Origin of the sequence: Hymenobacter citatus (genome assembly GCF_014333615.1) — a bacterium.
GTDB lineage: Bacteria > Bacteroidota > Bacteroidia > Cytophagales > Hymenobacteraceae > Hymenobacter > Hymenobacter citatus.
Genome location: NZ_JACSCY010000010.1, coordinates 59363 through 85104 on the forward strand (window position 1 = coordinate 59363; position 25742 = coordinate 85104).

A 25742-nucleotide genomic window follows, 5' to 3' on the forward strand; every position below is an offset into this window, starting at 1 on the left:
GATTCATCGCTGCGCTCGGAATGACACCTACTCCCCGTAAATCGTAGTCAGCACGGTTTGGCCCACGGCTTTGAGCGTGCGCTTGTCGATGATGTCCATGTTATCGAGGGTAGTATGGTGGTAGGCGGGGAAGTACTCGTCGCCCACGGGTAGGTGGTCGATGATGTCGATGGTGCGCACGCCGGCCTGGTTGGTGTACACGTGGTCGTCGTCGATGCCGGGGGCGCTCTGGAACAGGAAGTAGTCGGAGTAGCCGAGGTTGGAGGCGTTGTTCCACACCTTATCTACCACGTCCTTGGCGTTTTGCACCGACAGCTCCTCGCGGCTGAACTTGGCGTTCTGGGCGCCTACCATGTCCAGCAGAATCCCGAAGCTGGGGTTATAGTTGGCCGGCACTTTGTTTTTGGCCCAGTACTGCGAGCCCAGGCACCAGCTGTCGGTGCCGTCGGTGATGCGGTTTTTCAGCTCGCTTTGGGTCGATTCGTCGTAGCCGTAATCTTCGGAGTCGAACAGGATGAAATCGACGCCTACGTTGGGCTCCAAACTATCGGGCTGCATGCTGAGTTGGCGGGCCATTTCCAGGGCAATGCCTACGCCGCTGGCGCCGTCGCTGGCCCCATCGAGCGGGGCATTCTTCTTCTCTTTGTCCTTGTCGGCAAAGGGGCGCGTGTCCCAGTGGGCAAACACGGCCACGCGGCGCCCGGCCTGCGGGTTGAACTGGGCAATGATGTTGCGACTGCGCAGCATTTTGCCATCGAAGGCCATGGCCTCAAACGGCTGCTCGCGCACGCTCAACCCGAAGCTTTTGAACTTGTCCCCAATCCAGTTGCCGGTAGCTACGTGAGCTTTGGAGTTGGGCACACGCGGACCAAACGCTACCTGCCGAGCCGTGTAGGCGTAGGCCGAGTCGGCGTTGAAAGCTGGGGCTTTGGGTAGGGCGGGCGTTTCGGGCGCGGTAGCGATGGTTTCGGCCTGGTTGTCTTTCTTACAACCCGTTACGAGCAGCAGCAACGCCAGCGCGGGGGCCAGCCAAGAGAATTTTTGGGTCATGGGGTAATAAAAATAAGAACGTTATCAAGCCAGAACGTCATTTCGACCAGCGGGAGAAATCTCGCGTGCCATACTAATTCAATTGGCAGGAAATTACCGGGAGCACGCGAGATTTCTCCCGCTGGTCGAAATGACGTTCCAGTTTACAACTTCAACTTTGGCTTCAACGGCAAACCTACTCTTCGCTGTACGCCCAATCAACGCCGGCTTTGGTGTCTTTCACCACAATGCCTTGCTCTTTGAGCGCGGCCCGGATTTCGTCCACTTTTGCGTAGTCTTTGGCAGCTTTGGCCTCCTGGTAGAAGTGCAGCGTGAGGTGCAGCAGTTGCTCGGCGTCGGCGCGGGGCTCGTCGGCCAGGCCCAGAATGTCGGTCACCAACGCACGGTAGGACGCTGTAGTTTCCTGCAACTCGGCCTCGCTCACGTTGGCGAGGGTAGCCAGATTGGCACCGTAGCCGTTCAGCTTGCGCAGCAGATTAAACAGACTGGCCACGCAGCGGGCCGTGTTCAGGTCGTCGTTAAGACCCACGAAGCAGTCGGCTGTTAGCTTGCGCAATTCAGCGTCGGCCTTCTCGGTGTCGGCGGCGCGCTCGGTACCTTCGGGTAGGGCCAGCTTGTCGAGCAGGCGCAGACCGTTCATTAGCTTGCGGTAGCCTTTGCCGGCGGCTTGCAAGCCTTCCTCGGTCACGTCTACAGGCGAGCGGTAGTGGGCTTGCAGCAGGAAGAAGCGCACCACCATGGGCGAAAACACTTGCGACAGCGCCTCAGTGGTGCCCGCAAACAGGTCAGTGAGGGTGATGAAGTTGCCCGTCGACTTGCTCATCTTCGTGCCGTTCACCGTAATCATGTTGTTGTGCATCCACACCTGCGACTCGTCGGTGTGCGAGTGGCTGGCTTGGCTCTGGGCAATTTCGCACTCGTGGTGCGGAAACATCAGGTCCAGCCCACCACCGTGAATGTCGAACTCCTTGCCCAGGTACTTGCGGCTCATGGCCGAGCACTCCAGGTGCCAGCCAGGAAAGCCTTCGCCCCAGGGCGAGGGCCAGCGCATGATGTGCTCGGGCGAGGCGTTTTTCCAGAGCGCAAAATCCAGCGGGGAGCGTTTCTCGCCCTGGCCCGCCAGGTTGTCGCGGGTGCCGGCCAGCAGCTCGTCGATGTTGCGGTTGGAGAGCTTGCCGTAGTTGTGGCTCTCATTATAGGTAGGCACGTCGAAATACACCGAGCCGTTCACCTCGTAGGCAAACCCGTTGGCAATGATTTCCTCAATCATCGTGATTTGCTCGGTGATATGGCCCGAGGCGCGGGGCTCGATATCGGGCGGCAGGTTGCCCAGCTGCGCCATGTGGTGATGGTAGCGGTGGGCGTAGGTTTCGGCCACCTGCATGGGCTCCAGCTGCTGGGCGCGGGCCTTCTTGGCCAGCTTGTCTTCGCCTTCGTCGGCGTCGCTTTCGAGATGGCCCACATCGGTGATGTTGCGCACGTAGCGCACGGTGTAGCCGAGGTAGCGCAGGTAGCGCGTCAGCACATCAAATACCACCGGGCCGCGGGCATTACCCAGGTGCGCCTCGCTATACACGGTAGGGCCGCACAAATACACCCCCACAAAGGGTGCGTGCAGGGGTTCGAACGGGGCCTTACGGCGCGTGAGGGTATTGTAGAGGGAAAGCGGGTGCTCCATGAGGGCAAAGGTAAAGCGCAGATGTTGCTGATTCAGCGGATTACGCTGATTTTGTGCACGGTGGTCGTGGTTGGTCTGCTGCTGGATAGTTGGTGCGTAAGCACTGCTAACTGTTTCGACGCTATTTCGTTTTTAGCGTCCTGTTTTTTCTTGTTTTCTGACGCAACCAAGTACAAAAATCAGTTTGCGTAGTATAAAGCCGAAGCTCGACAGTATATAAGGTTCAATTGCCGGTACATAACGCTACTTCTTTGCCAGGGCCGGCACGTTTAGCCGGTAGCGGGCCGTGAGGGGAAAGTGGTCGGAGTATGGAATTTCGCGGTGCACCTGCACGTCGTCAATGGTCCACTCGGGGCTGACAAACTGATTGTCGATGCGCACGAAGGGCAGGCGGCCGTTGTAGGTAGCCCCTACCCCGTTGCCAATGCTGGCCCAGGCGTTCTGGTAGCGGTCGGCCAGCTGGTCGTAGCTATAGCTGTAGGGCAGGTCGTTGAGGTCGGCGCAAAGCAGCAAGGGGTAGGGGCTACGCTCGAAGCGCTGCATGAGCGAGTCGATCTGCACGCTGCGCGCCACCATGCCACGCCGGAAGCGGGCCAGCAGCCCCCGGCCTTTCTGCTCGAAGCCGGCCTTGCTGGAGTAGCTGTCCACAATGTCGCGCTCTTCCATGCTCATGCTTTGCAGGTGGAAATTGAATACCCGCACTGTGTCGCCGGAGGGTAGGCGCACGTCGGCAAACATGGCGTGGTTCTGCGTGAGCTTGCCGAAGGAAACCGTACCCCGATGTACGATCGGAAAGCGCGAGAAAATGGCCAAGCCGAATTCTCCTCCAATGCTATTCGTCAACGATTTCGACACAAATACCTCCCTACCCTGTGCCGGCCCAATGCGCCGCACGGCGTTGAATACGTCGCCATCCTGGGTGGCTTTGGGCTCGTTGTAGAACTCTTGCAGGCAGATGATATCGGCCGGGTTGGTGGCAATCCATTTAATCAGTTTGCGTGAGGAGTTCAGGCCACCATCGCGCAGCTGCGGGTATACATTGAAGATGCGCACGTTGGCGCTCAGCACGCCCACCGGCTGGCCCGGCGCACTGGTAGGCGGCACCACGTGCAGTGGGTGCAGGGCCAACCCGCGCTGGAAGTGCGGCCACGTGAGCACTGCCACCAGCAGCGGCAGCACTGCCACCCGCCAGCTACGCAACAGCCAGTAGAACAGGGCACCCACGTTGAAGCCCAATGCTACGGGTAGGGTAAGCGCCCCAAATGCAGCGGGCCAGAAGGTGCGGGCCGGCACCTGCACGCAGGCAATGGCCACCAGCACCCACAGGATGATAAGCAGGGTAGACTTAAAAGCAAAGGAACGACGCACAGGCACTACGGCGCGGCACAAGGCCACGAAAATCGGCGGAAAAGCAGGCCTGCGCCGGCAGCGCGGGTCCGCTGGCAAAGGTAGGATTTCGGGGCGGATTGACTACAGGCAAGGCTTCACTACCCTGATCTTTCGACGACTTTGGGAAGGGTAGAAAACAGTTTTTTGTCCGTACATTACCTACGTTTTTGCCACTATCCGCCTATGCTTATTTTTACCCTACGCACTGCCTTGTGCACCCTGTTTATTAGTTTGATTTTCAGAACCCTACCAGCCTTGGCATCGGCTACACCAGATGCGCGTACGCTGGAGTTTGTAGAAAATCGTGGGCAATGGAACGACCAGGCTATTTTTGCGGCCGAGCTACCGGCCGGCCGGCTATTTCTGAGCCCTACCCGCTTCATCTATGCCTTTGTAGATCCGGCGGCCCTGCGCGCCCACCACGACCACGTAGCGGGGCAGGTGACCGACCAGGTACGCGCCCACGCCTACAGCGTGGAGTTTATAGGAGCCAACCCCGATGCTGTGCTGACCGGTGAGGAGCCTACTGCCGGGCAGCGCAACTACTTCTTGAGCAACCAGGAGGAGCGCTGGGCCAGCGCCGCGCACGGCTACCACACGGTGCGCTACGAGAAGCTCTACCCTGGCATTGGCATGCGCTTGTATGAGAACAGCCGCCAGCTACTGGAATACGACTTCACGGTGCAGCCCGGCGCCCAAGCCGAGCAAATCAGCCTGCGCTACGATGGTGCTCAACTACGCCTCGACCACGGCAACCTAATTGTGACCACCAGCGTGGGCCATGTAACGGAACAGGCTCCGCAGGCCTGGCAGGAGCGCAACGGCCGGCGCGTGGCCGTACCCGTGGCCTTCGTGCTTACTGGCAACACGCTCACGTTTCAGCTGGGCAAGTACGACCACCGCCTACCGCTCATCATCGACCCCACCCTGGAATTTTCGTCGTTCACCGGCTCTACGGCCGACAACTGGGGCTTCACGGCCACCTACGACGCGCAGGGCAACATGTACTCGGGCGGTACGGTATTCGACTTGGGCTTCCCGGTGTCGCGCGGGGCATACAGCACCACCTGGAGCGGCAATACCGACATTGGCATCATCAAATACAACACCAGCGTGAGCGGCAGCACCGCCCGGCTGTATGCCACCTATATAGGAGGTAGCGGCGCCGAGGTGCCACAGAGCCTGATAGTGAACCCGCAGGGTGAGCTGGTGATATTGGGCTCTACCAGCTCCAGCAACTTCCCCACCAGCACCGGCGCCTACGACCGCACCTACAACGGCGGTACCACCTTCATCCCCGATCCGGGCCTGGACTACCCCGGCGGTTCCGACATTATCATTGCGAAGCTCAGCGCTAACGGGAGCGAGCTGGTGGCTTCCACCTACCTGGGCAGCTCCGCCAACGACGGCATTCTGGAGCGCCTCGCCAACGGCCTAGTACAGAACTACGGCGACCAGTTTCGGGGCGATATCACCACCGATGCCGAGGGCAATGTGTACCTGGCGTCTTCCACCACCGGCAACAACTTTCCGGCCACGGGCTTACAGCGTCGCATGGGGGGCGGTATTTCCGATGCGGTGATCTGCAAGTTCTCTCCCGATCTGCGCACGCTGGTGTGGAGCACCTACCTGGGCGGCACCGGCACCGACGCGGCCTACTCCATTCAAGTAGATAAGGCGCACGCCGTCTTCATATGCGGCGGCACGGCCAGCAGCGGCCTGCCCGGTACCGCCGGCAGCTACTTGCCCACGCGCCAGGGCGACATCGACGGATTTGCGGCCCGTATCAGCGCCGATGGCAACACGCTGGAGCGCCTCACCTACCTGGGCACCAACTCCACCGATCAGGCCTATTTTCTACAGCTCGATGGCGATGAGAATGTGTATGTGCTGGGCCAGACGCGCGGCCGCCTGACGGCTACCGCGGGCGTATACGGCGTGGCAAATGGGCACCAGTTTGTGCAGAAGCTCAACCACGACCTCACCCGCAGCGAGTACATCAGCACCTTCGGTTCGGGCGCCGCTAATCCTAATATTTCGCCCACGGCCTTTCTGGTGGATGAGTGTGAACGAATTTATATTAGTGGCTGGGGCGGTGGCAATAACTTTAGCGGCAACACCTACGGTCTGCCTACAACGGCCAATGCCATTCAAAAAGACACCGACGGCGCTGACTTCTACCTGGCTCAGTTTACGCCGGGCATGACGCGGCTGGAGTATGCTACCTTCTTCGGAGGTACAGGCCAACGATCTAGTGAGCACGTCGACGGCGGCACCTCGCGCTTCGATAAGCGGGGTGTGGTCTACCAGGCTGTGTGCGGAGGCTGCGGGGGCAGTTCCAGCTTTCCGATTCCGCCTGGTGCCAGCACGTACTCCAGCACCAACCGCAGCAGCAACTGCAACAATGCAGCCTTTAAAATTGACTTCCTGCCAGTGCGCTCCAACCCTGGCCCAGTGCGCTACGTGTGCGCCAGCGCCTCGCCTATGACGTTGGGCGGCACGCCCGCCGGTGGCACCTGGAGCGGCCCCGGCGTGACACGGACTGCCGCGGGCTCCTACCAGTTCTCGCCGGCCAACCTGAGTGCAGGCTCTTACTTTCTCACCTACGCGGCTCCCGTTACAGGCACCTGTGTCAGTCGTACCACCGTACGTTATGTGGTAACGGGCACCGTGTCTGTTGCCCTCACGGCCCTGCCCAGTATGTGCGTTAGTAGCACGGCTGCCCTACCCCTTGCGGCCAACGTAGCCGGCGGTACCTGGAGTGGTCCTGGTGTTGCCAACAACAGCTTCACACCCAGCCGGGCTGGTGCGGGTACGCACACCCTCACCTACTCTCTTGCCGATACGGTGAGCTGCACGGTGTCTACTATGGCCGTCACGGTGCAGCCGCTCCCTACTATCACCACCAATCCGGTCATTACGCTTTGCGCCGATCAGCTGCAAGCCTTCCAGCTGCCGGCGGCTTCTCCGGCCGGGGGCACGTGGTCTGGCACGGGCGTATCGTCGAGTGGTATGTTCACGCCACCCGATACTCAGGGCAAAGGCGCTAATCTCACCCTCACCTACCGCTATGCTACCCCCGATGGGTGTGCAAATACCGGCAGCCAGCAAGTGGTACTGACTCCCCTTTCCGCCTCTAACGTGGCCCTGAACGTGCCCGAATGCACTGCCGCGCCTCAGTATGCGGGCTTGGCGCCGTTCACAGTACAATTTGAGCCAGTATTGCCCGGCGGCAGCTATGAGTGGGACTTCGGCGACAATACGAAATCCACTGACCCCAGCCCCAGCCACGAGTACACCAAAGGGGGCAGTTACCGCGTGAAGCTGACAGCTCGCTACGCCAATTGCGTGGTGGTGACGCAGTTTGCTCCGGTGGAGGTAGGCGACGTATTCGTCCCCAATATTTTCACCCCCAACAACGATTCGGAAAACAAGAACGAAACCTTTGTGCCGCGCTTCAGCTGCCAGCCGGCTTCGCTCAAGATGTTCAACCGCTGGGGCACCAAAGTGTACGAAACCGAGACGTACCGCAACGACTGGCGCGCCGATAATCTGCCCGATGGCGTGTACTATTACCACCTGCGCGATACGGCGGGCCGCACGGCCAAAGGTTGGGTAGAAGTCAGACGTTGAGTATGTTGCAAGGTTATTAAGCCTTGCCTATCTCTTAACGGTACTTCTACTACCTTTTTTATGTTTTTAAAAAGAATAGCCGCCTGCGTGCTCGTAGGCTGGCTCTCTATGGCCGCAGCTTTGGCGGCGGCACCCACAAAAATTTTAGATTTTATTGAGAATCGTGGGCAGTGGGACACCCGTGCCCGCTACGCAGCTAACCTGCACCAAGGGCGGCTATTTTTGGAACCAGATGGACTGACGTATGCCCTGTTTGCCCGCAACCCGCTGGCGCACGCGCACGACGACGAGGCTGCACCTACGGCCCAACGCCCTACCCTTGCCCCCACAGCTGCCGCCGACCAGCTGGCCGCCCATGCCTTGCGCGTACGTTTTGCGGGTGCCAGCCCGCAAGTGCAGCTCCGTGGCGAGGAGGTAACCGGCGAAGTGCGCAACTATATGCACGGGGCCGACCCTACCCACTGGGCCAGCAAGGTCCCCAGCTTCCGGCAGGTGCGCTACCAGCAGCTTTGGCCCGGTATAGATGTACACTTCTACGAAAACGCCCAACAGCAGCTGGAATACGATTTTGAGGTAGCCCCGCGGGCTGATGCCACCGTTATTCAGCTGCGCTACGAAGGAGCCGACGCTTTGCGCCTTCGCGCCGACGGCGCCCTGCTGATTCAGACGTCTGTAGGAACACTCACAGAGCTGGCTCCACAAGCCTGGCAGCTTGATGCGGCGGGCCAGCGGCAGCCCGTAACGTGCGCCTATGAAGTGCACAACTACACCGTAACATTGCGCGTGGGCACCTACGACCATCAGCGCCCGCTCACCATCGACCCGACCGTGGTATTTGCCTCCTTCACCGGCTCCACGTCCGATAACTGGGGTTTCACGGCTACCTACGATGCCCAAGGCAACCTCTACTCTGGCGGTATTGCGTTTGGTCCCGGTTATCCAACCACCACTGGAGCCTATAATACCACCGTTGGCAACGTGGTGGATATTGCGCTAATCAAGTATAACCCCGCGGCCAATGGCCCCGCGGCCCGCGTATGGGCTACCTACCTGGGTGGCGCCAAAACCGAATATCCGCACAGCCTAGTAGTTAATAACTTAGGTGAATTGGTGATGCTGGGCACCACTTCCTCCACCGATTTTCCAACTACAGTTGGTGCCTACAGCAGGCACTTCAATGGCGGCACCTATGTGGAGCCCTACAGCAGCAGTGGCGCCCTTGCGCTACCCAACGGCTCCGATTTAGTAGTTACCCGCTTTAGTGCCGATGGTACCCGCCTGCTAGGCTCTACCTTTTTGGGCGGTAGCGGCAACGATGGCATCCTTAATCCCAAGGAAACGGGTCTGAAATTATTTCACAATTACGGCGATGCCTTCCGAGGTGATATTCTGGTGGATGACGCCAACGACATTTATCTGGCTTCCTACACGGGGTCCCCTGATTTTCCTATTGTCAATGGCTTCACCCGCACCTACCAGGGCGGCACCACCGATGCCTTGGTGTGCAAGCTGAATGCCGGCCTAACCAGCCTGTTGTGGAGCAGCTTCCTGGGCGGTTCGGAGGCCGATGCGGCGTACTCGCTTCAGCTTGGCGCGCGCAATGACCTGTACGTGTGTGGGGGCACCACCAGCCCTACCCTACCCGCCACCGCCGGCAGCCTACTACCCAATGCTCCCGGCAACATCGACGCATTCGTGGCCCGCATCAGCGCCGATGGGACTACTTTGAACCGCACCACCTACCTGGGCACGGCCAGCTACGACCAAGCCTATTTTCTGCAACTGGATGCCGATGGCGGCGTGTACACCCTGGGCCAGAGCCTGGGCAACTACCCCGTTACAGCCGGCCGCTACACTAACCCTGGCAGCCATCAGTTCATCCATAAGCTCAATGCTGATCTGACCAACACTGAATTTTCCACGGTGTTTGGCAGCGGCCGCCCTGCTTTGGATATTTCTCCTACAGCGTTTCTTGTCGATCAGTGCGACCGAATTTATGTGAGTGGCTATGGTGGCGGTGCATACATTAGTGGGAGCAGCACGTTCGGACTACCAATTACCGCCAACGCCCTGCAGCCTACCACCGATGGTAGGGACTTTTATCTGTTGCAGCTTTCGGCGGGAGCTACCAAGCTGGAATACGCCACTTTCTATGGCGGCTATAACTCCTCTGGGGAACATGTGGACGGCGGCACCTCACGCTTCGATAAGCGGGGCGTGGTCTATCAAGCTGTATGCGGTGGCTGCGGCGGCTCTTCTAACCTACCAATTCCGCCGGGAGCGACTACTTTTTCGGCTACCAACAATAGCACAAACTGCAACAACTTCGCCTTTAAGTTTGATTTCCAGCCAACTGCCATCTCCGCCGGCCCCGATGCGACAGTTTGCTTATCGGCTACCTCCTACCGCTTAACGGGCCATCCGGCTGGCGGCACCTGGAGCGGCCCCGGCGTGGTAGGCTCTGCTGCTGAGGGCTACCGCTTCGTGCCTACGCCCGCGCTAGTGGGCCAAAATACGTTGCGCTACGTGGTAGAAGGCAAAGGCCTCTGCGGAGGCGAGTCGAGCCTGCAACTAACGGTGACGCCTGGAGCCACTGTTTCCTTTTCGCCCCTACCCCAGTCGACTTACTGCCTCGACTACTCGTATAATGGCCCTCCGGTAGGTGTTCCGCTCACCGCTACTCCAGCGGGCGGCACGTTTAGCGGCCCCGGTGTGCGAGACAACAAGTTCTTTCCCGCCTCTGCTGGTCCCGGCACCCATCGCCTGGTATATACTGCTGCCGATAGTTGCCGCACGCAGGCTTCGCAAAGCGTAACCGTTACGGCGCCGCCTTATATTGATGCGGGCTATAACGCTACCCTTTGCTCCGACGGCGTGCCCGTGCGGCTGGGCGGCTACCCAAGCGGAGGCACATGGACCGGGCCAGGGGTAACGGGCTCTGAAAGCACTGGCTTTTTCTTTACGCCTACCCCCCAGCTTGTAGGCAGCCAAGTACTTACGTACACAATTCAACCGGCGAGCGGCTGTTCTGCCAGCCGACAGATTACCCTATCTGTACAAGCCACACCTTCCTTCAGCTTCCCGGCATTTCCGGCCTACTGCACCACTATGCCCGACGTTTCCCTACCACAAGGCGCGACTTGGTATGGGCCGGGCGTCGTGTATTCCTATACAATTTCGCGCTACATCTTCACCCCCAGCTTTGCCGGGGCCGGGCAGCACAAAATTTTCTATCGAGTGGTAGGTTCTTTCTGCGAAAGCGCCGTCGAACTGACGGTGCTGGCACCCCCTACCCCCCGCACCGACCCCGACACGGTGCTGTGTCCTGGCACCACTCAGCCATTTCGCCTGCGTGCTACCCCAACTGGTGGTACCTGGAGCGGCACCGGCGTAACGGCCGATGGCCTGTTTACGCCGCCTGCTGGCTTCACTGGCTCGGCTGTACTCACTTACACCGCAACCAACGCCGCCTGCACGAGCACCACTACCCGTACCATACGCGTGGCCACCCCGCCTACCGCTCAGCCTAGCTGGCAGGCACAATACTGCCCCGAAAACCAGGAAGCCCCGTTGCGAATTTCGTTTATAGGCGCCACACCCAATGCCACCTGGGATTTTGGCGATGGCACACAAGCAACGGGCAGCGCTACGGAGCACGTCTACACCACAGCCGGACGCTATCAGCCTACCGTCGTTCTACCTTATAATAATAGCTTATGCCGGCTGCCACTCACGCTTCCCGTTGTGGAAGTACTACCGGCCTTCACACCGCCCAACATTTTCACCCCCAACCACGACCGGATAAATGACTTTTTCGAGGTTACAACCAGCTGCCCACCGCAGCTGCAAATTTTCTCGCGTTGGGGCGCTAAGGTATACGAGTCGGTGGCCTACCACAACGATTGGGACGGCGGCACCCAGCCCGATGGCATCTACTATTATCTACTCCGGTTGATAGATGGTCGTACTGTGAAAGGATGGGTGGAAATACGTAGATAGGTTTGCCTGGCGAAGAGCAGTGTAGCATGAACTAAGTAGCCCTAACATAGTGTTACGCTATTATACCACTGCTACCCCTCTCTACCATACAACAGTAAGTGGGCTACAGGTTGCGAATTGCATTCTTATTTCGTACCTTTGCCCCACTTATTAACTATCGTGAAGAGGGGACGCGCAGTCCCCTCTTTCTTTTGCCCCCTGTTTTTCTGCCTATGAAGTTTGATCGTGACCGCATTGCCGAGCTGTTGCAAGCTAGCCTGCCCGATGACGCCAACCTGTTTGTGGTAGGCCTGACGGTTTCGGATGCCATTCGGCCCAAAGTCACCGTCACGCTGGATGGCGAACAAGGAGTGGGGATTGATGAATGCGCGCAGACGAGTCGCCGACTGGCCCGCCGCATTGAAGAGGAGTACGGCGAGGAAGCCAGCTACACGCTGGAAGTTACCTCGCCCGGCGCCGATCAACCCCTCACCGACCCGCGCCAGTACACCCGGCACGCGGGACGCTCCTTGGCTCTGAAGCTTACCAATGGCACTGAGAAAACCGGTGTGCTAGAAGAAACTACGCCCGACGGCATTCAGTTGGCGGAGGTAGTGAAAGAAAAGAACAAAAAGAAAACCCTACCCTCCGCGCATATTTCGTTTGCAGATATTGCAGAGGCTAAAGTGGTTATTTCATTTAAGTAACTGGTTAATAGTTAAGTAGTGACAAGTTGAATTATTAAATGGTTGTTTTGCGCTAGCTGAACTCACCAACCGTTTATCACTCAACAAGCAGCCATTTAACAATTCAACAATTTAATCTTCAAATTCGATGAACAGCAACGTCCTGATCGAATCGTTTGCCGAGTTTGCCCGATCCAAGAACATCGACCGTCCCACGATGATGAGCATCCTGGAGGACGTGTTCCGTACCATGATCCGCAAGAAGTATACGACCGACGAAAACTTCGACGTCATTATCAACGTGGACCAGGGTGACTTGGAAATCTGGCGCAACCGCGAAATCGTGGACGATGATTCCGAAGATATCTGGGATTTCGACAAGATTCCGCTGGCTGAAGCCCGCAAGATTGAGGCTGACTTTGAGGTAGGCGAGGAAGTAGCTGAAGACGTGAAGCTCGAGGATTTCGGTCGTCGTGCCGTGCTCATGGCCCGCCAGACGCTGATTCAGCGAGTGAAAGACCTGGAACGCGACAACCTCTACCAGCAATACAAGGACATGGTGGGTGAGATTATCACCGGCGAGGTTTACCAGGTGTGGAGCCGTGAGGCGCTGATTCTGGACAAAGAAGAAAACGAGTTGGTATTGCCCAAATCGGAGCAGATTCCAAAGGACCGCTACCGCAAGGGCGACACTATTCGGGCCGTAGTGCACCGTGTAGATGTGCTGAACGGCACGCCCAAGATTATTCTGTCGCGGGCGGCGCCAGCGTTCCTGGAGCGCTTGTTTGAGTTGGAAGTACCCGAGATTTACGATGGCCTTATCACCATCAAAAATATCGTGCGCGAGCCTGGCGAGCGGGCCAAGGTAGCCGTTGAAAGCTACGATGACCGCATCGACCCAGTAGGTGCTTGCGTGGGCATGAAAGGCTCACGTATTCACGCCGTGGTACGGGAGTTGGAAAACGAAAACATCGACGTCATCAACTACACCGACAACCTGGAGTTGTACATCGCTCGAGCCTTGTCGCCGGCAAAGTTGACTTCGATGAAGATAAACGAACAAACTGGTCGGGTTTCGGTGTTCTTGAAGCCGGACCAAGTGAGTCTGGCCATTGGCCGGGGCGGCGCCAACATCAAGCTGGCTTCGCGGCTGGTGGGCATGGAAATCGACGTGTTCCGCGACGCGGGCGACTACGAAGAGGACATTGCCCTCGACGAGTTCCGCGACGAAATTGAGGAGTGGATCCTCGATGAGTTCAAAAAAATCGGTCTCGATACTGGCCGCGCCGTATTAGCGGTCAGCAAAGAGGATATCGTGCGGCGCACGGAGCTGGAGGAGGAAACGGTACAAGACGTTTTCCGCATTATCCGCCAGGAATTTGAAGCCGACGAAGAGCAAACAGAACCAACCATTTCCGACGACGCGCAATGAGGGCGCGGCGGCCGGTACGGCAAAGACGCTAAATCACGCCAGTGGCGCGACTTAGCGTCGGCTGACAAGATTTAATATAGTAACTTTGCAACTGGATAAGAGTATCGTTCGCGAGCATAGAATGGCGGAAGCAGCAACCAAACGGCTGAATCAGGCGGCCAAAGACCTGAACGTCGGAATTTCCACAATTGTGGACTTTCTGTCGGAAAAAGGCATTGATATCGATAATAAACCGACCACGAAATTGACGGCCGAGCAAGTACGCATGCTCAATAAGGCCTTTGAATCGTCGGTTCAGGATAAAATCGAGGCTGCCAAGCTCAGCCAGGCCAAGCGCCAGACAGAGTTGGAAACTGCCCAGCCCAAACCCGAGCCGGCTCCGGCTCCCAAGGCCAGCGAGCAACCTGCTGCGCCCAAACCCGCCGAACAGCCTGCTCCCGCAGCAGCTGCACCGGTGGCGGCTGCGCCATCGGCCCCTGCTCCCCCCGCCCAGCCCGAAGCACCCCGCGTGCCCGGGTTGAAGGTGTTGGGTAAAATTGAGCTCGATGCCAAAGGTCGTCCCGTGCCGCCCCGGCCAGCGACGCCCACGCCGGCTCCGGCAGCTGCCACGCCCGCACCAGCTCCGGCTCCCAAGCCGGCTGCTCCTGCGTCAGCACCAGCGCAACCTGCTCAGGAAAAAGCGCCGGAAGCTCCGAAACCCGCACCAGCGCCCGTAGTGGCTGCGCCTACCCCGGCTCCCGCCCCGGCGGCACCAGTGGCAGCGGCACCCACTACGCCAACTCCTACGGTTACTCCTACTCCCGCTCCGGCTCCTACCCCAGCGCCAGCAGCACCAGCGGCTGCTACCCCGGCAGCAAAAGAAGCACCCACTCCTGCTGCCCCTGCTCCTACCAAAGCACCGGAAACACCTGCTGCGGCCCCAACTGCTCCGGTTGAAGAAGATTCGACCATCGTAGCAAAAGCCGACCAGCTCAAGGGCCTCACGGTACTGGGCAAAATCGAACTGCCTGTAGATTCGTCGCGGCGTGGTGGTCGTCGGCCTGTGGCTTCGTCTGATGTACGGAAGAGCGGCATTGGTGCCGACAAGAAAAAGCGGCAGCGCATCCCTACCTCGGGTGGTGGCACAATCGGGCAGAACCAGCCCGGCCAGCAAGGAGGTAATCGTACCGGCGGAGGCCGTCCCGATCAGCAGCGCGGCAACAACCGTCCTGGTGGTCAGGGCAACCGCAATCAGCCGGCCCGCCCGGCCGTAGCCAATACGCCTGAGCAGAACGATAAGCAGATTCAGGAGCAGATTAAGGCAACCCTAGCCAAGCTTAGCGGCAATAGCAACAACAACAGCCGTGGCAACCGCGCCAAATACCGCCGCGATAAGCGGGCTGGTGTGGCCGAAGCCAACGAGTTGCAGCGTCAGCAGAACGAGCTGGACTCGAAGACACTGAAAGTTACCGAGTTCATCTCGGCCAATGATTTGGCCTCGCTGATGGATGCGTCGGTTAACGACGTTATTAAAGTGTGCCTGAGCATGGGCATGTTCGTTTCCATCAACCAGCGCCTCGACGCGGAAGCCATTACCGTTATTGCCGACGAGTTCGGCTACGACGTGGAATTCCTGTCGGCGGAGGAAGAGGAAACCGAGATGGAGATTGTGGACGATCCGGAAGACCTCCGCGACCGGGCTCCTATCGTTACCATCATGGGTCACGTTGACCACGGTAAAACGTCGCTACTGGACTATATCCGCGATGCGAGCGTAGCCAAGGGCGAGGCCGGTGGTATCACCCAGCACATTGGTGCCTACGAGGTGAAAACGCAGTCGGGCAAGCCCGTTACGTTCCTCGATACGCCGGGTCACGAAGCCTTTACGGCCATGCGTGCCCGTGGTGCCAAGGTGACGGACATTGCTATCATCGTAGTAGCTGCCGACGATTCGGTGATGCCGCAGACAAAGGAAGCTATCAACCACGCGCAAGCTGCTGGGGTACCGATCATCATCGCCCTCAACAAGATTGACAAGCCTGGCGCCAACCCCGAGAAAGTACGGGAGGAGCTGTCAGCTATCAACATTCTGGTAGAGGAATGGGGCGGTAAGTACCAGTCGCAGGAAGTATCGGCTAAAACCGGTATCGGTATCGACGATCTGCTGGAGAAGGTACTGCTCGAAGCTGAACTGCTAGAGCTGAAAGCCAACCCCGACCGCAATGCTGTGGGTACGGTTATCGAAGCCTCGCTGGACAAAGGACGTGGCTACGTAACCACCGTGCTGGTGCAAACCGGTACGTTGCAGGTAGGTGACATCGTGCTGGCCGGTCCGCACTACGGCCGCGTGAAGGCCATGACAGACCACCGCGGTAAGAAGATGAAGAAAGCCGGCCCGGCTACTCCGGTGCAGGTGCTTGGTCTGACGGGTGCTCCGCAAGCTGGTGACAAAATCGTGGTGATGGATACGGAGCGTGATGCCCGTGAACTGGCTACGCAGCGTCAGCAGCTGGCCCGCGAGCAGAGCATGCGTACCAAGAAGCACATCACATTGGACGAGATTGGTCGTCGTTTGGCTATCGGTTCGTTCAAGGAGCTGAACGTGATTGTGAAAGGCGACGTGGACGGCTCGGTAGAAGCACTAGCCGACTCCCTGCTGAAACTCAGCACGCCGGAGGTAGCCGTGAATATCCTGAACAAAGGGGTAGGCGCCATCTCCGAATCGGACGTGTTGTTGGCTTCGGCTTCCGACGCCATCATCATTGGCTTCCAGGTGCGGCCCTCACAGAGCGCCCGCCGCTTGGCCGAGCAGGAGCAGATCGATATCCGTCTGTACTCCATCATCTACAACGCCATCAACGAGGTGAAGGATGCTATGGAAGGTATGCTGGCCCCAACGGTGCAGGAGGTGACGGTAGCCACACTGGAGGTACGTCAGGTGTTCAACATCACCAAGGTAGGCACCATTGCCGGCTGTATGGTGACGGAGGGTTCTATTAACCGGAACACGAAAGTTCGCGTAGTACGCGATGGCATCGTACAGTATACGGGCGACGTGCAGGCCCTGAAACGCTTCAAAGACGATGTGTCGGAAGTGCGCCAAGGCTACGAGTGCGGTATTAGCATTAAAGGCTACAATGATTTGCAAGAAGGCGACATCATTGAAGGCTTCGAGGAAAAGGAAATCAAGCGGACGCTGTAAGTAGCCGCTGGTATTTTCAGCCAATACAAAACGCCCCCGGCTCTTACAGGAGCCGGAAGCGTTTTGTATTTTTTCTTCGTAGCAATTACACGCTAATGATTTACCTTGGTTGGACCATTCAGCGGAGTGGAAGGGTCTAGGCCCTTCCACTCCGCTGAATGGTAGAGAATGGAGCCGACCTTAGCAACGACAAGGCACAAACTAGTGCGTCTCTACCTCGCCTCATATCCATCATCTATGTAAGCTGCTATTGGCTTTGCATTGGTAGCAGCATGGTTGTTTCTCACTGGTTGATACCTCCTGTATTTCCAATAATAAAAAGCCCTTACCACACAGTGTGGTAAGGGCTTTTTATTATTGGAGATGTTTTTGATCCTGATTAAAAGAACAAGAACCCCCTTTTATGCTTGTGTTTCAGCGGTTTGCCTTTAGGGTCAATGCCGGGGGCAGCGTGGGTCTGACCGCGTTTCTGGCGTAACGATCCGATGTCTTTTGTTTTAAATTTCTTGACAGTAAAACCACCGTTGCGCGAATCGTATTGACGGGCGGAACTGCTGCCGCGACTAAAGCTGGTGTTGGAACCCATGCCCGAACGAGCCTCCAGGATTTCCATCTGCTTGTCGCGTTTGGCCTCATCGGCATTCATGCTCATACGTTGCTGCATACGGGCGATTTCTGCATCAGAAGCCTTCTTTTTGCCACTACGACGAGTAGCAGGCTCGTCGCTAACCAACGATTTACGAGTAGCCAGGGTAGCCTGAGCAATGGCTTGCTGGGCCAAGGACATGAGGAGCAACAGGCTTAAACAGACAAAAAAATGCTTCATGCAGCAGCGTATTATGAGACTATAGGCGGCAAGCAACTAAGATACCGCTTTTTGATTGGTACGACAACCCTTGCTTTCTTGCTTTAGTTCAGTCCTAGAACTTGTAAGTCAGGCCAATACCTAAGGTTTCTTTGAACTGAATACGACGTCCCTTCTCGCCCGTGGTGCCATCACCAATGGGTACGGGAATATCATCATCGTACATCAGAATAGTCGCTACGTTGGCGCTGATGAACTTGTTGACTTTGCAATCAAGCAAGTTGGTCCAGTACACATCAACGTTTTGCGGATTGTAGAAATAATTGCTAAAAAGCTCTAGTCGGGTCTGATAGGAAACGTTGGGCAGAATGGTTTTCACCAGCCGGGCATTCATGTAGGCCCCTGCCTCGGCCCGAAACAGCTTTCCGGTTCCGCGCACCAGACGCCCATCGGCGTCGCGGCGTGCGCCTTGCACTCCGAAGGCTCCATAATCGGCTAGGCGCTGGCTATTAACCACTGTGAACTTGCCGGTAGCAGGCGATAAGAGGATGGAGATATACTCAACCGGCTTGTATTCCCAGCCCGCCGACGCCAGAATGTACGCGGGCGCGAAAAACCGGGAAGTCAGCGAATCCCGGATTTCATTGGACTTGGTGGGCGTGAGCTGAGTTTTGATGTTGACTTGCGTAGCGTACGACCACTTGTTGGAGTACTGCCGGGCGTAGCGAATGTTCATCTCTAGCCGGTCGTCGCTTTTGCGCATCTTGGCTGGGCCAGCCTTCAACAACCCATACACCAAATCGACAGCTGCGGCGAAGGTGTGTTTCTCTCCCCGGAAATGCGCGTACACGTTGCCAATACCTAGTAACGATAAGGAGCTTTGCCCACCGGCCGCCCAGTTGTTGAGGCTTACCTGGCTGAAATTAATGGAACCGGCGCCACCACGTCGCCAGCCGCGGGTCGTGTCGATTTCAGTGGACAACTTATAAGGCTCAAGGGCAATGCGACGCGGCATGGTTTGCGCCCGACAAACGGCCGGCAACACAAGCAACCATAAGAGGGCAACGCGAAGAGTAAAGGACAAAACAGGACGGAAACAAACTATCATATACACAAAGCAGCCGGTGTACAAGCCTTACGAGCTTGGTAACCGGCTGCTCAGTAGACCACTCTCGCCGCTATGCGCGGCTACGTAAGGCGTCGCGAATTTCGGTAAGTAATATTTCTTCTTTGCTTGGTGTCGGGTTCGGCTTCACTTCTACCACATCCGGCGTTTTAAATCGATTGGCAAAGCGCACGATCAGGAACACGCAGAACGCAATGATAAAGAAGTAGATAACAGCATTTAAAAACAGGCCAAAATTGACGGTAGCTGCCCCCGCTGTCTTGGCGGCTTCTATAGTATCGTAGGATTTTCCGTCAAGTGCGACAAACCAATTTTTAAAATCAATTCCTCCCGTTGCCAAGCCAATAATCGGCATGATGATGTCATCGGTCAGCGAGGTGACGATTTTGCTGAAGGCAGCACCAATGATAACACCGACTGCCAAATCCAGCACGTTGCCCTTCGAGACAAATTTCTTGAACTCAGAGAAAAAACCCATGTAGCCTATTTGTTTTGGTGAGAAAGTGAAGGTGAACAGCGCAAAGTAAATATACTTTACTATATGTTATATCATTTATAATTCACTATCAAGCAATTGCCTTCTCAAGACTGGGCTGCTGCAATTGCTCGGGGCAAGTCCAGTAGGCCCCGCGCTTTTGCTTTATCTTTGCCTACCCGATTTTTGGCTTCTTATCTAGTTACGGCACTATGCTTCCCCTCTTTCATAATTTGCTGTTGCAGCTGGATTCGGCTTCCGGCATTCTGCGCATCACTCTAAACCGCCCTACCAAGCTGAACGCGCTGAACGCGGCCACCATTGAGGAAATCCGCCAGGCCATGCAGTATGCGTTGGACGCGCAAACAGTGCGCGGCATTATCCTGACGGGTAGCGGCGACAAGGCCTTTGTAGCCGGCGCCGATATTGCCGAGCTGGCCGAGCTGAACGAGATAGTGGGGCGCCGTATGGCCGAGAAAGGTCAGGAAGTATTTTGTATGATTGAGGAAAGCTCTAAGCCCGTTATTGCCGCCGTAAATGGCTTTGCGTTGGGCGGCGGCTGCGAATTGGCTATGGCCTGCCACCTGCGCGTGGCCTCTGAGAATGCCCGTTTCGGCCAGCCCGAAGCCAACTTGGGCCTAATTCCGGGGTACGGCGGCACGCAGCGGCTGGCCCAGCTCATTGGCAAAGGCAAAGCGCTGGAGCTGCTCATGACCACCGACCAGGTGAAAGCCGACGAGGCGCTGCGGCTGGGCCTGGTGAACCATGTAGTACCGTTGGCGGAGTTGCTACCCTTCTGCGAGCAGCTGCTGGGAAAGATCCTCAGTAAAGCCCCGCTGGCTATCGGCATGATCATCGACTGCGTGAATGCGGCCTACGACCAGGAGCGCCACGGCTACCAGACCGAAGCCAACCTGTTTGGGCGTTGCTGTGGCTCCGCTGACTTTCGCGAGGGCACGCAGGCCTTTCTAGAAAAGCGCCCGGCGGCCTTTACAGGGCAGTGAAATGGTGAGATGGTGAAATGATGAGTTTGTTGTTCTGCTCGCGCTATCAGCGCAGCATACATTGACTGAACAGCGCCTCATTCCTTTCATCAGTGCTGCCCAACGCACTCTTTCTGAGGTTGGCAGAACAACAAACTCACTATTTCATCATCTCACCATTTCACTATTTATGAGCGTAGCCAAAAAGCTGGCGGGCCAGACGGCCGTGTACGGCGTGAGCAGTATTGTGGGACGGGTGCTGAATACGCTGCTGGTCCCCGTGTACACGGCCCGGTTTGTGGCAGCGCAGTACGGCATCGTAACAGGGTTGTTCGCCTACGTGTCGTTCCTGAACGTGGTGTTCACCTACGGCATGGAAACCACGTTTTTCCGATTCGCCAACCGCCCCGATACTGATCGGCAGGAGTTGTACAACCGTGTGATGACGCTGCTGCTGCTCACCAGCGCCGTGCTCACGGTAGGGCTGGCTTTGCTGGCCCGGCCCTTGATGAGCCTGCTGTCCCTGCCCCCCGGCCACGAGCGATACGCCGTCTGGATTGCCTGTATTCTGGGTCTGGATGCGGTGGCGGCCATTCCGTTTGCCCGGCTGCGGCTGGAAAACAAGGCGAAAAAATTTGCGGCTATTCGGCTGGCTAATATTCTGCTGAATATCGGGCTGAACCTGTTCTTTATCGTGTTCTGTCCCGATGTACTGGCCGGCAAATACCTCACGGTCTTACAGCCACTGGTGGCCCGCCTCTACGACCCCACGGTAGGGGTAGGCTATGTATTTATTTCCAACCTAGCGGCCAGCGCTTTCACACTGGCACTGCTGTACCAGGAGTTACTCAGCGTCCGGCCACGCCTGAACCTGGAACCGTTGCGGCCGCTGCTGCGCTACGCCTACCCCATTATGCTGATGGGCCTGGCTGGTATGGTAAACGAAACGCTGGACCGCATCCTGCTGCCGAAGTGGCTGCCCGAGGGCTTCTACCCCGGCCAGGATAGCTTAGCGGCGGTAGGCATCTATGGCGCCTGCTATAAGATTGCCATCTTGATGAGCCTCGTAATCCAAGCGTTCAAATACGCGGCCGAGCCGTTCTTCTTCTCTCAGAGTACCGAAAAGAACTCGCCCCGTACGTTTGCCCTGGTGCTGAAGTGGTTCACGCTGTGCTGCGCCGTGTTGTTTGTGGCGGTGAGCGTAAATGTGGATTTGGTAGCGCGGGTATTCCTACAAAGCCCCGAGTACCTGCAAGGCTTGAGCGTGGTACCAGTACTACTGCTGGCCAACCTATTTCTGGGCGTGTACTGGAATATGTCGGTGTGGTTTAAGCTCACCGACAAAACCTACTACGGCACCTATCTGGGTTTCGCTGGGGCCGTGCTCACCATCATACTCAACTTCCTGCTGATTCCGGTGCTGGGCTACATGGGCTCGGCCATTGCCACGCTGGCCTGCTACTTTATGATGGCGGCATTGTGCTGGTGGCTGGGCGAACGGCACTTTCCGGTTCCCTACCCCGTAGCGCGGTTGCTGACGTGGCTGCTGGTGGCCTGTGGGGTAGTAGCCGTCAGCTGGTGGCTACCCTTGTCGGGTACTTGGAGCGGGCACGCCTTCCACGCGCTGCTTACGCTGGGCTTCATCGGGTTGATTGTCCTAATAGAAAAGCCACAGCGCGCGATAGGGAGGTAGACTGTTATTGACCGTTATGCTTCGACAAGCTTAGCATGACGGTCAAGTGTCAACACGCGAGAGTTTTCCTGTTGGGCGAAATGACGGCCTCTTAGCGCGCCATTCACTTGGAGTGACGTCCTTTCGGAAGGACGCTCTGGCTTCTTTCGCCTACCCTCCTACCTTTGCCCGATGCAGATTCCCGTTATCAACCGCTCCCATCACCCCCTACCCGCCTATCAAACAGCCCATGCCGCCGGCCTCGACGTGCGGGCCAACCTACAGGAGCCCGTGACGCTGCGCCCCTTGCAGCGCGCCCTTATCCCAACTGGCTTGTTTGTGGCCCTACCCGTGGGCTATGAGATGCAAGTGCGGCCCCGTAGCGGGCTGGCCTATAAGCACGGCATTGGCATCGTGAACAGTCCGGGTACCATTGATGCTGACTACCGAGGCGAAATTCAAGTATTATTAGTGAATCTCTCCGACGTGGATTTCGTAGTGCAGGACGGCGAGCGGATTGCGCAGCTTGTCGTTGCCCGCCACGAGGTTATTGACTGGGAGCCGACTAGCGAATTAAGCGAAACGGCCCGCGGCACGGGCGGCTACGGCAGCACGGGCAGTCGTTAAACCAACCGCAACAAGGTTTTCTCCGTTTCTATATAATATAGAGCACTTATTACCCACTTCTAACACTCCTACTCAGGAAGGATATGAAAATCATCGTCCCGATGGCCGGCATGGGCAAACGCATGCGCCCCCACACCCTCACTGTTCCCAAACCCCTGATTCCGATTGCGGGCAAGCCCATTGTGCAGCGCCTCGTGGAGGATATTGCCCAGGTGTGCAACGAGCCGGTGGACGAAGTAGCCTTCATCATTGGCCGCGCTTTCGGCAAAGAGGTGGAGAGCAACCTGCAAAAGATTGCGGAGTCGGTAGGAGCGAAAGCGAGCATCGTGTACCAAGATGAGGCGCTGGGCACTGCCCACGCTATTCTGTGCGCCAAAGAGTCGTTGACCGGCCCGCTGGTAGTGGCCTTTGCCGATACGCTGTTTAAGGCTGATTTCAAGCTGGATTCGTCGGCTGCTGGTACCATTTGGGTGCAGAAGGTAGACGACCCCAAGCCCTTTGGCGTGGTGAAGCTGGACGACAGCGGCGAAATTACCGACTTCGTAGAAAAGCCCGAGGAGTTCGTTTCTGACTTGGCCATCATCGGTATTTACTACTTCCAGGATGGCGCCTACCTGCGCGAGGAACTGCAATACCTACTTGACAACGACATCAAGGACAAAGGCGAGTACCAGCTCACCAACGCCCTCGAAAACATGAAAAACAAGGGCACCAAGTTTGTGCCCGGCCGTGTAACCGAATGGCTCGACTGCGGCAACAAGGACGCTACCGTCTTCACCAACCAGCGCTACCTCGAGTACTTGCAGGAGCGTGGCGAGAAGCTGGTAGCCGACTCGGCTAAAATCACAAATTCAGTGCTGATTGAGCCCGTGTACATTGGCGAAAACGCCGTGGTGACCAACTCGGTGGTAGGCCCACACGTGTCGCTGGGCGACAACAGCAACGTGCGCGATTCGGTGCTGACGAATTCTATCGTGCAGAAATCGGCCTCGGTGCTGCATGCCAATATTACCAACTCGATGGTAGGCAACAATGCCACCGTAGTGAGCGCCCCCGCCGATTTGAGCTTGGGCGATTTTAACACCCTGCGGGTGTGATATTTTTCTGCGTTTTGACGTTAGCAATAGCGCGGTCCTGACGGGCCGTGCTATTTCTTTGTTATTTTGTTGATGCGCCGGGCCGTCCGGCCGGTTTATTTTCACTCTGTATGCCTCAACTATCTGCTTTCTTGCTGCTGATGCTGGGGCTACTAGTGGCCGGTAGCACCGCTGCACAACAATCTACGGAAACAGATACCGGCCTGACGCCAGCCAAGGAGCGCAAGCTCAGCCGCCGCGAGCGAAAGGAGCTGGCCCACCGGGTGGCCCTAGAAAAAGCGCAGCAGAAGTCGCGCGAGCCTTCGACGCGGGAACGGGAGCAAAGCGAGGCATACTTTGTAGATGGGGTGCGCTATGCGCTGCTTGAAGATTACCCCAAGGCCATGGAGCGGCTGCTGAAAGCGTATGCGCTCAGCCCCAACAATGCGGCTATTAGCTACAAAATTGCGGAGGTAAATATGCTCACAGGCAACCTTAAGGAGGCCACCAACTTCGCGCAGGCCGCCGTACGCCTCGACCCCAAAAATACCTACTATTATCTGCTGCTGGCCCAAACGTATACCACTCAAAAGCAGTACGACCAGGCTGCCAAGGTGTATATCAGCCTAATTCGCGATGTGCCCGATTCGAACTATTACCTATTCAATCTGGCCGATTTGTATCTGGCACAAGGCAAGCTGCAAGAAGCGCTAACTACCTACGACCAAGCCGAGCAGGAATTTGGCCCTACAGACGAGGTAGCCTTCAAGAAGCAGCAGATTTATCTGAAGCAGAACAACCTGGACAAGGCTTTGCAAGAAGGAGAGACGCTGATTGCTTCTAATCCCGACGATATTCGGTACGTATTGGCGCAGGCCCAGATGTACGTGACCAACAACCGCCTACCCGACGCGTTGCGCGTTACGCAACAAGCGTTGCGCCAAGCCCCCGACAACCCGCAGGCCCGCATGATCTTGGCTGATGTGTACCGGTTGCAGGGCAAAAAGGCCGAGTCGGTGGAGCAACTGAAGCTGGCTTTTGGCAATCCGGCGCTGGATATCGACACGAAAGTTCGGATTCTGATCGAATATATCCGGCAGCTGCCCAATCCGGACCTCACCCAAATAGTGCTGGACCTAGCCACTATCACCACCAAAGCCCACCCCCAGGAAGCTAAGGCCTTTGCTATGGCCGGCGATGTGCAAACCATCATAGAGCACAAGCAAGATGCCCGCGCCTCCTATCTGCGCGCCATTCAACTTGATAACTCTAAGTTTCAGATTTGGCAGCAAGTGGTACTGTTGGATGCTGAACTGAACCAAACCGATTCGTTGCTGGCACACACCGAGCGGGCGTTGGAGCTGTTTCCTAACCAGGCACCACTGTGGTTCTACAACGGGGTAGGGCACGTGCTGAAAAAGCAGCCCGCCCAGGCTATCAAGTCGCTGGAATACGGCCGCAAGCTCACGACCGATAACCCCGAGCTGCAGGCGCAATTCAACACGCAGCTGGGCGATGTATATCACGAGGTGAAAGACTACCCTAAGTCGGATGCCGCGTATGAGGCCGCGCTCAGCATTGATGCCAACAATGCGCAGGCCCTGAACAATTACAGTTACTACCTGTCCCTGCGGGGCGAGAAGCTGGACAAGGCCAAGCAGATGGCCGGCCGGCTAGTGAAGCAGTTTCCCGATAACCCTACCTACCTCGACACGTACGCTTGGGTGCTGTATAAGCTGAAAGATTACACCGGTGCCCGCCAAGCGCTGGAAACCGCCTTGAAACACAGTTCCGATGGCACACTGCTGGAACATTACGGCGACGTGCTGTTTCAACTACAGCAGCCTACGCAGGCCGTAGCAGCTTGGGAGCGCGCCAAAAAAGCCGGCGACGCCTCGATCCTGATTGACCGTAAGATCAAAGAAAAGAAGCTTTATGAGTAAGTACCCCG

Annotated in this window: 16 protein-coding genes; 10 read left to right on the plus strand and 6 right to left on the minus strand. The window is 57.2% G+C overall.

All coding sequences use genetic code 11. The annotated features are described in order from the left end of the window. Window positions 1–27: 27 nt before the first annotated feature. The 3 genes from H8B15_RS13320 to H8B15_RS13330 all read right to left on the minus strand — a co-directional run bounded on the left by H8B15_RS13320 (window position 28) and on the right by H8B15_RS13330 (window position 4096). On the minus strand, window positions 28–1050 hold the full coding sequence (locus H8B15_RS13320; RefSeq protein WP_187320184.1) for a M28 family peptidase: 1023 nt from the start codon (window positions 1048–1050) through the stop codon (window positions 28–30). A 175-nt stretch (window positions 1051–1225) separates the two neighbouring features. After that, a complete protein-coding gene (gene cysS / locus H8B15_RS13325) occupies window positions 1226–2728 on the minus strand; it encodes a cysteine--tRNA ligase (RefSeq protein WP_187320185.1) in 1503 nt (500 codons plus the stop codon). A 243-nt stretch (window positions 2729–2971) separates the two neighbouring features. Beyond that, window positions 2972–4096: an endonuclease/exonuclease/phosphatase family protein gene (locus tag H8B15_RS13330; RefSeq protein WP_187320186.1), complete on the minus strand. Its 1125-nt coding sequence runs from the start codon at window positions 4094–4096 to the stop codon at window positions 2972–2974. A gap of 252 nt (window positions 4097–4348) precedes the next feature. On the opposite strand from H8B15_RS13330, the gene H8B15_RS13335 reads away from it, so the two are divergent. The 5 genes from H8B15_RS13335 (at window position 4349) to infB (ending at window position 17027) form a co-directional block, all read left to right on the plus strand. After that, on the plus strand, window positions 4349–7750 hold the full coding sequence (locus H8B15_RS13335; RefSeq protein WP_187320187.1) for a DUF7948 domain-containing protein: 3402 nt from the start codon (window positions 4349–4351) through the stop codon (window positions 7748–7750). A gap of 108 nt (window positions 7751–7858) precedes the next feature. Then, complete coding sequence (locus tag H8B15_RS13340) at window positions 7859–11749, plus strand: DUF7948 domain-containing protein (protein ID WP_187320188.1); 3891 nt, start codon at window positions 7859–7861, stop codon at window positions 11747–11749. Between the two features lie 212 nt (window positions 11750–11961). Continuing rightward, window positions 11962–12435, plus strand: coding sequence for a ribosome maturation factor RimP (locus H8B15_RS13345; protein WP_187320189.1), 474 nt, complete (start codon window positions 11962–11964; stop codon window positions 12433–12435). 127 nt (window positions 12436–12562) lie between these two features. After that, a complete protein-coding gene (nusA, locus tag H8B15_RS13350; protein ID WP_187320190.1) occupies window positions 12563–13846 on the plus strand; it encodes a transcription termination factor NusA in 1284 nt (427 codons plus the stop codon). A 121-nt stretch (window positions 13847–13967) separates the two neighbouring features. Continuing rightward, window positions 13968–17027 (plus strand): translation initiation factor IF-2, encoded by a 3060-nt coding sequence (gene infB, locus H8B15_RS13355; protein ID WP_187320191.1) that lies wholly within the window; start codon window positions 13968–13970, stop codon window positions 17025–17027. A gap of 379 nt (window positions 17028–17406) precedes the next feature. Here infB and H8B15_RS13360 read toward each other — a convergent pair whose 3' ends face one another. The 3 genes from H8B15_RS13360 to mscL form a co-directional block, all read right to left on the minus strand. After that, window positions 17407–17853: a hypothetical protein gene (locus tag H8B15_RS13360; protein WP_187320192.1), complete on the minus strand. Its 447-nt coding sequence runs from the start codon at window positions 17851–17853 to the stop codon at window positions 17407–17409. A gap of 94 nt (window positions 17854–17947) precedes the next feature. Further along, complete coding sequence (locus H8B15_RS13365; RefSeq protein WP_187320193.1) at window positions 17948–18814, minus strand: DUF3078 domain-containing protein; 867 nt, start codon at window positions 18812–18814, stop codon at window positions 17948–17950. A gap of 196 nt (window positions 18815–19010) precedes the next feature. Beyond that, window positions 19011–19436 (minus strand): large conductance mechanosensitive channel protein MscL, encoded by a 426-nt coding sequence (gene mscL / locus H8B15_RS13370; RefSeq protein ID WP_187320194.1) that lies wholly within the window; start codon window positions 19434–19436, stop codon window positions 19011–19013. Window positions 19437–19645: 209 nt separating this feature from the next. Between mscL and H8B15_RS13375 the strand changes: the two genes are divergently transcribed. The 5 genes from H8B15_RS13375 to H8B15_RS13395 all read left to right on the plus strand — a co-directional run bounded on the left by H8B15_RS13375 (window position 19646) and on the right by H8B15_RS13395 (window position 25734). After that, window positions 19646–20437: an enoyl-CoA hydratase/isomerase family protein gene (locus H8B15_RS13375; protein WP_187320195.1), complete on the plus strand. Its 792-nt coding sequence runs from the start codon at window positions 19646–19648 to the stop codon at window positions 20435–20437. Window positions 20438–20606: 169 nt separating this feature from the next. After that, the gene (locus tag H8B15_RS13380; protein ID WP_187320196.1) at window positions 20607–22109 is read left to right on the plus strand and encodes an oligosaccharide flippase family protein; all 1503 of its coding nucleotides are present in this window, start codon (window positions 20607–20609) and stop codon (window positions 22107–22109) included. A 171-nt stretch (window positions 22110–22280) separates the two neighbouring features. Further along, window positions 22281–22715, plus strand: a complete 435-nt coding sequence (gene dut, locus H8B15_RS13385; protein ID WP_187320197.1) for a dUTP diphosphatase — start codon at window positions 22281–22283, stop codon at window positions 22713–22715. A gap of 83 nt (window positions 22716–22798) precedes the next feature. Further along, a complete protein-coding gene (locus H8B15_RS13390) occupies window positions 22799–23812 on the plus strand; it encodes a sugar phosphate nucleotidyltransferase (protein ID WP_187320198.1) in 1014 nt (337 codons plus the stop codon). Window positions 23813–23922: 110 nt separating this feature from the next. Continuing rightward, the gene (locus H8B15_RS13395; protein WP_187320199.1) at window positions 23923–25734 is read left to right on the plus strand and encodes a tetratricopeptide repeat protein; all 1812 of its coding nucleotides are present in this window, start codon (window positions 23923–23925) and stop codon (window positions 25732–25734) included. Window positions 25735–25742: the final 8 nt, after the last annotated feature.

Coding starts and splice junctions, on each gene's coding strand:
- H8B15_RS13380 (WP_187320196.1), top strand. CDS start 20,607: ATGAGCGTAGCCAAAAAGCTGGCGGGCCAGACGGCCGTGTACGGCGTG.
- H8B15_RS13360 (WP_187320192.1), bottom strand. CDS start 17,853: ATGAAGCATTTTTTTGTCTGTTTAAGCCTGTTGCTCCTCATGTCCTTG.
- H8B15_RS13320 (WP_187320184.1), bottom strand. CDS start 1,050: ATGACCCAAAAATTCTCTTGGCTGGCCCCCGCGCTGGCGTTGCTGCTG.
- H8B15_RS13345 (WP_187320189.1), top strand. CDS start 11,962: ATGAAGTTTGATCGTGACCGCATTGCCGAGCTGTTGCAAGCTAGCCTG.
- H8B15_RS13340 (WP_187320188.1), top strand. CDS start 7,859: ATGGCCGCAGCTTTGGCGGCGGCACCCACAAAAATTTTAGATTTTATT.
- H8B15_RS13375 (WP_187320195.1), top strand. CDS start 19,646: ATGCTTCCCCTCTTTCATAATTTGCTGTTGCAGCTGGATTCGGCTTCC.
- nusA (WP_187320190.1), top strand. CDS start 12,563: ATGAACAGCAACGTCCTGATCGAATCGTTTGCCGAGTTTGCCCGATCC.
- dut (WP_187320197.1), top strand. CDS start 22,281: ATGCAGATTCCCGTTATCAACCGCTCCCATCACCCCCTACCCGCCTAT.
- mscL (WP_187320194.1), bottom strand. CDS start 19,436: ATGGGTTTTTTCTCTGAGTTCAAGAAATTTGTCTCGAAGGGCAACGTG.
- H8B15_RS13390 (WP_187320198.1), top strand. CDS start 22,799: ATGAAAATCATCGTCCCGATGGCCGGCATGGGCAAACGCATGCGCCCC.
- infB (WP_187320191.1), top strand. CDS start 13,968: ATGGCGGAAGCAGCAACCAAACGGCTGAATCAGGCGGCCAAAGACCTG.
- cysS (WP_187320185.1), bottom strand. CDS start 2,728: ATGGAGCACCCGCTTTCCCTCTACAATACCCTCACGCGCCGTAAGGCC.
- H8B15_RS13395 (WP_187320199.1), top strand. CDS start 23,923: ATGCCTCAACTATCTGCTTTCTTGCTGCTGATGCTGGGGCTACTAGTG.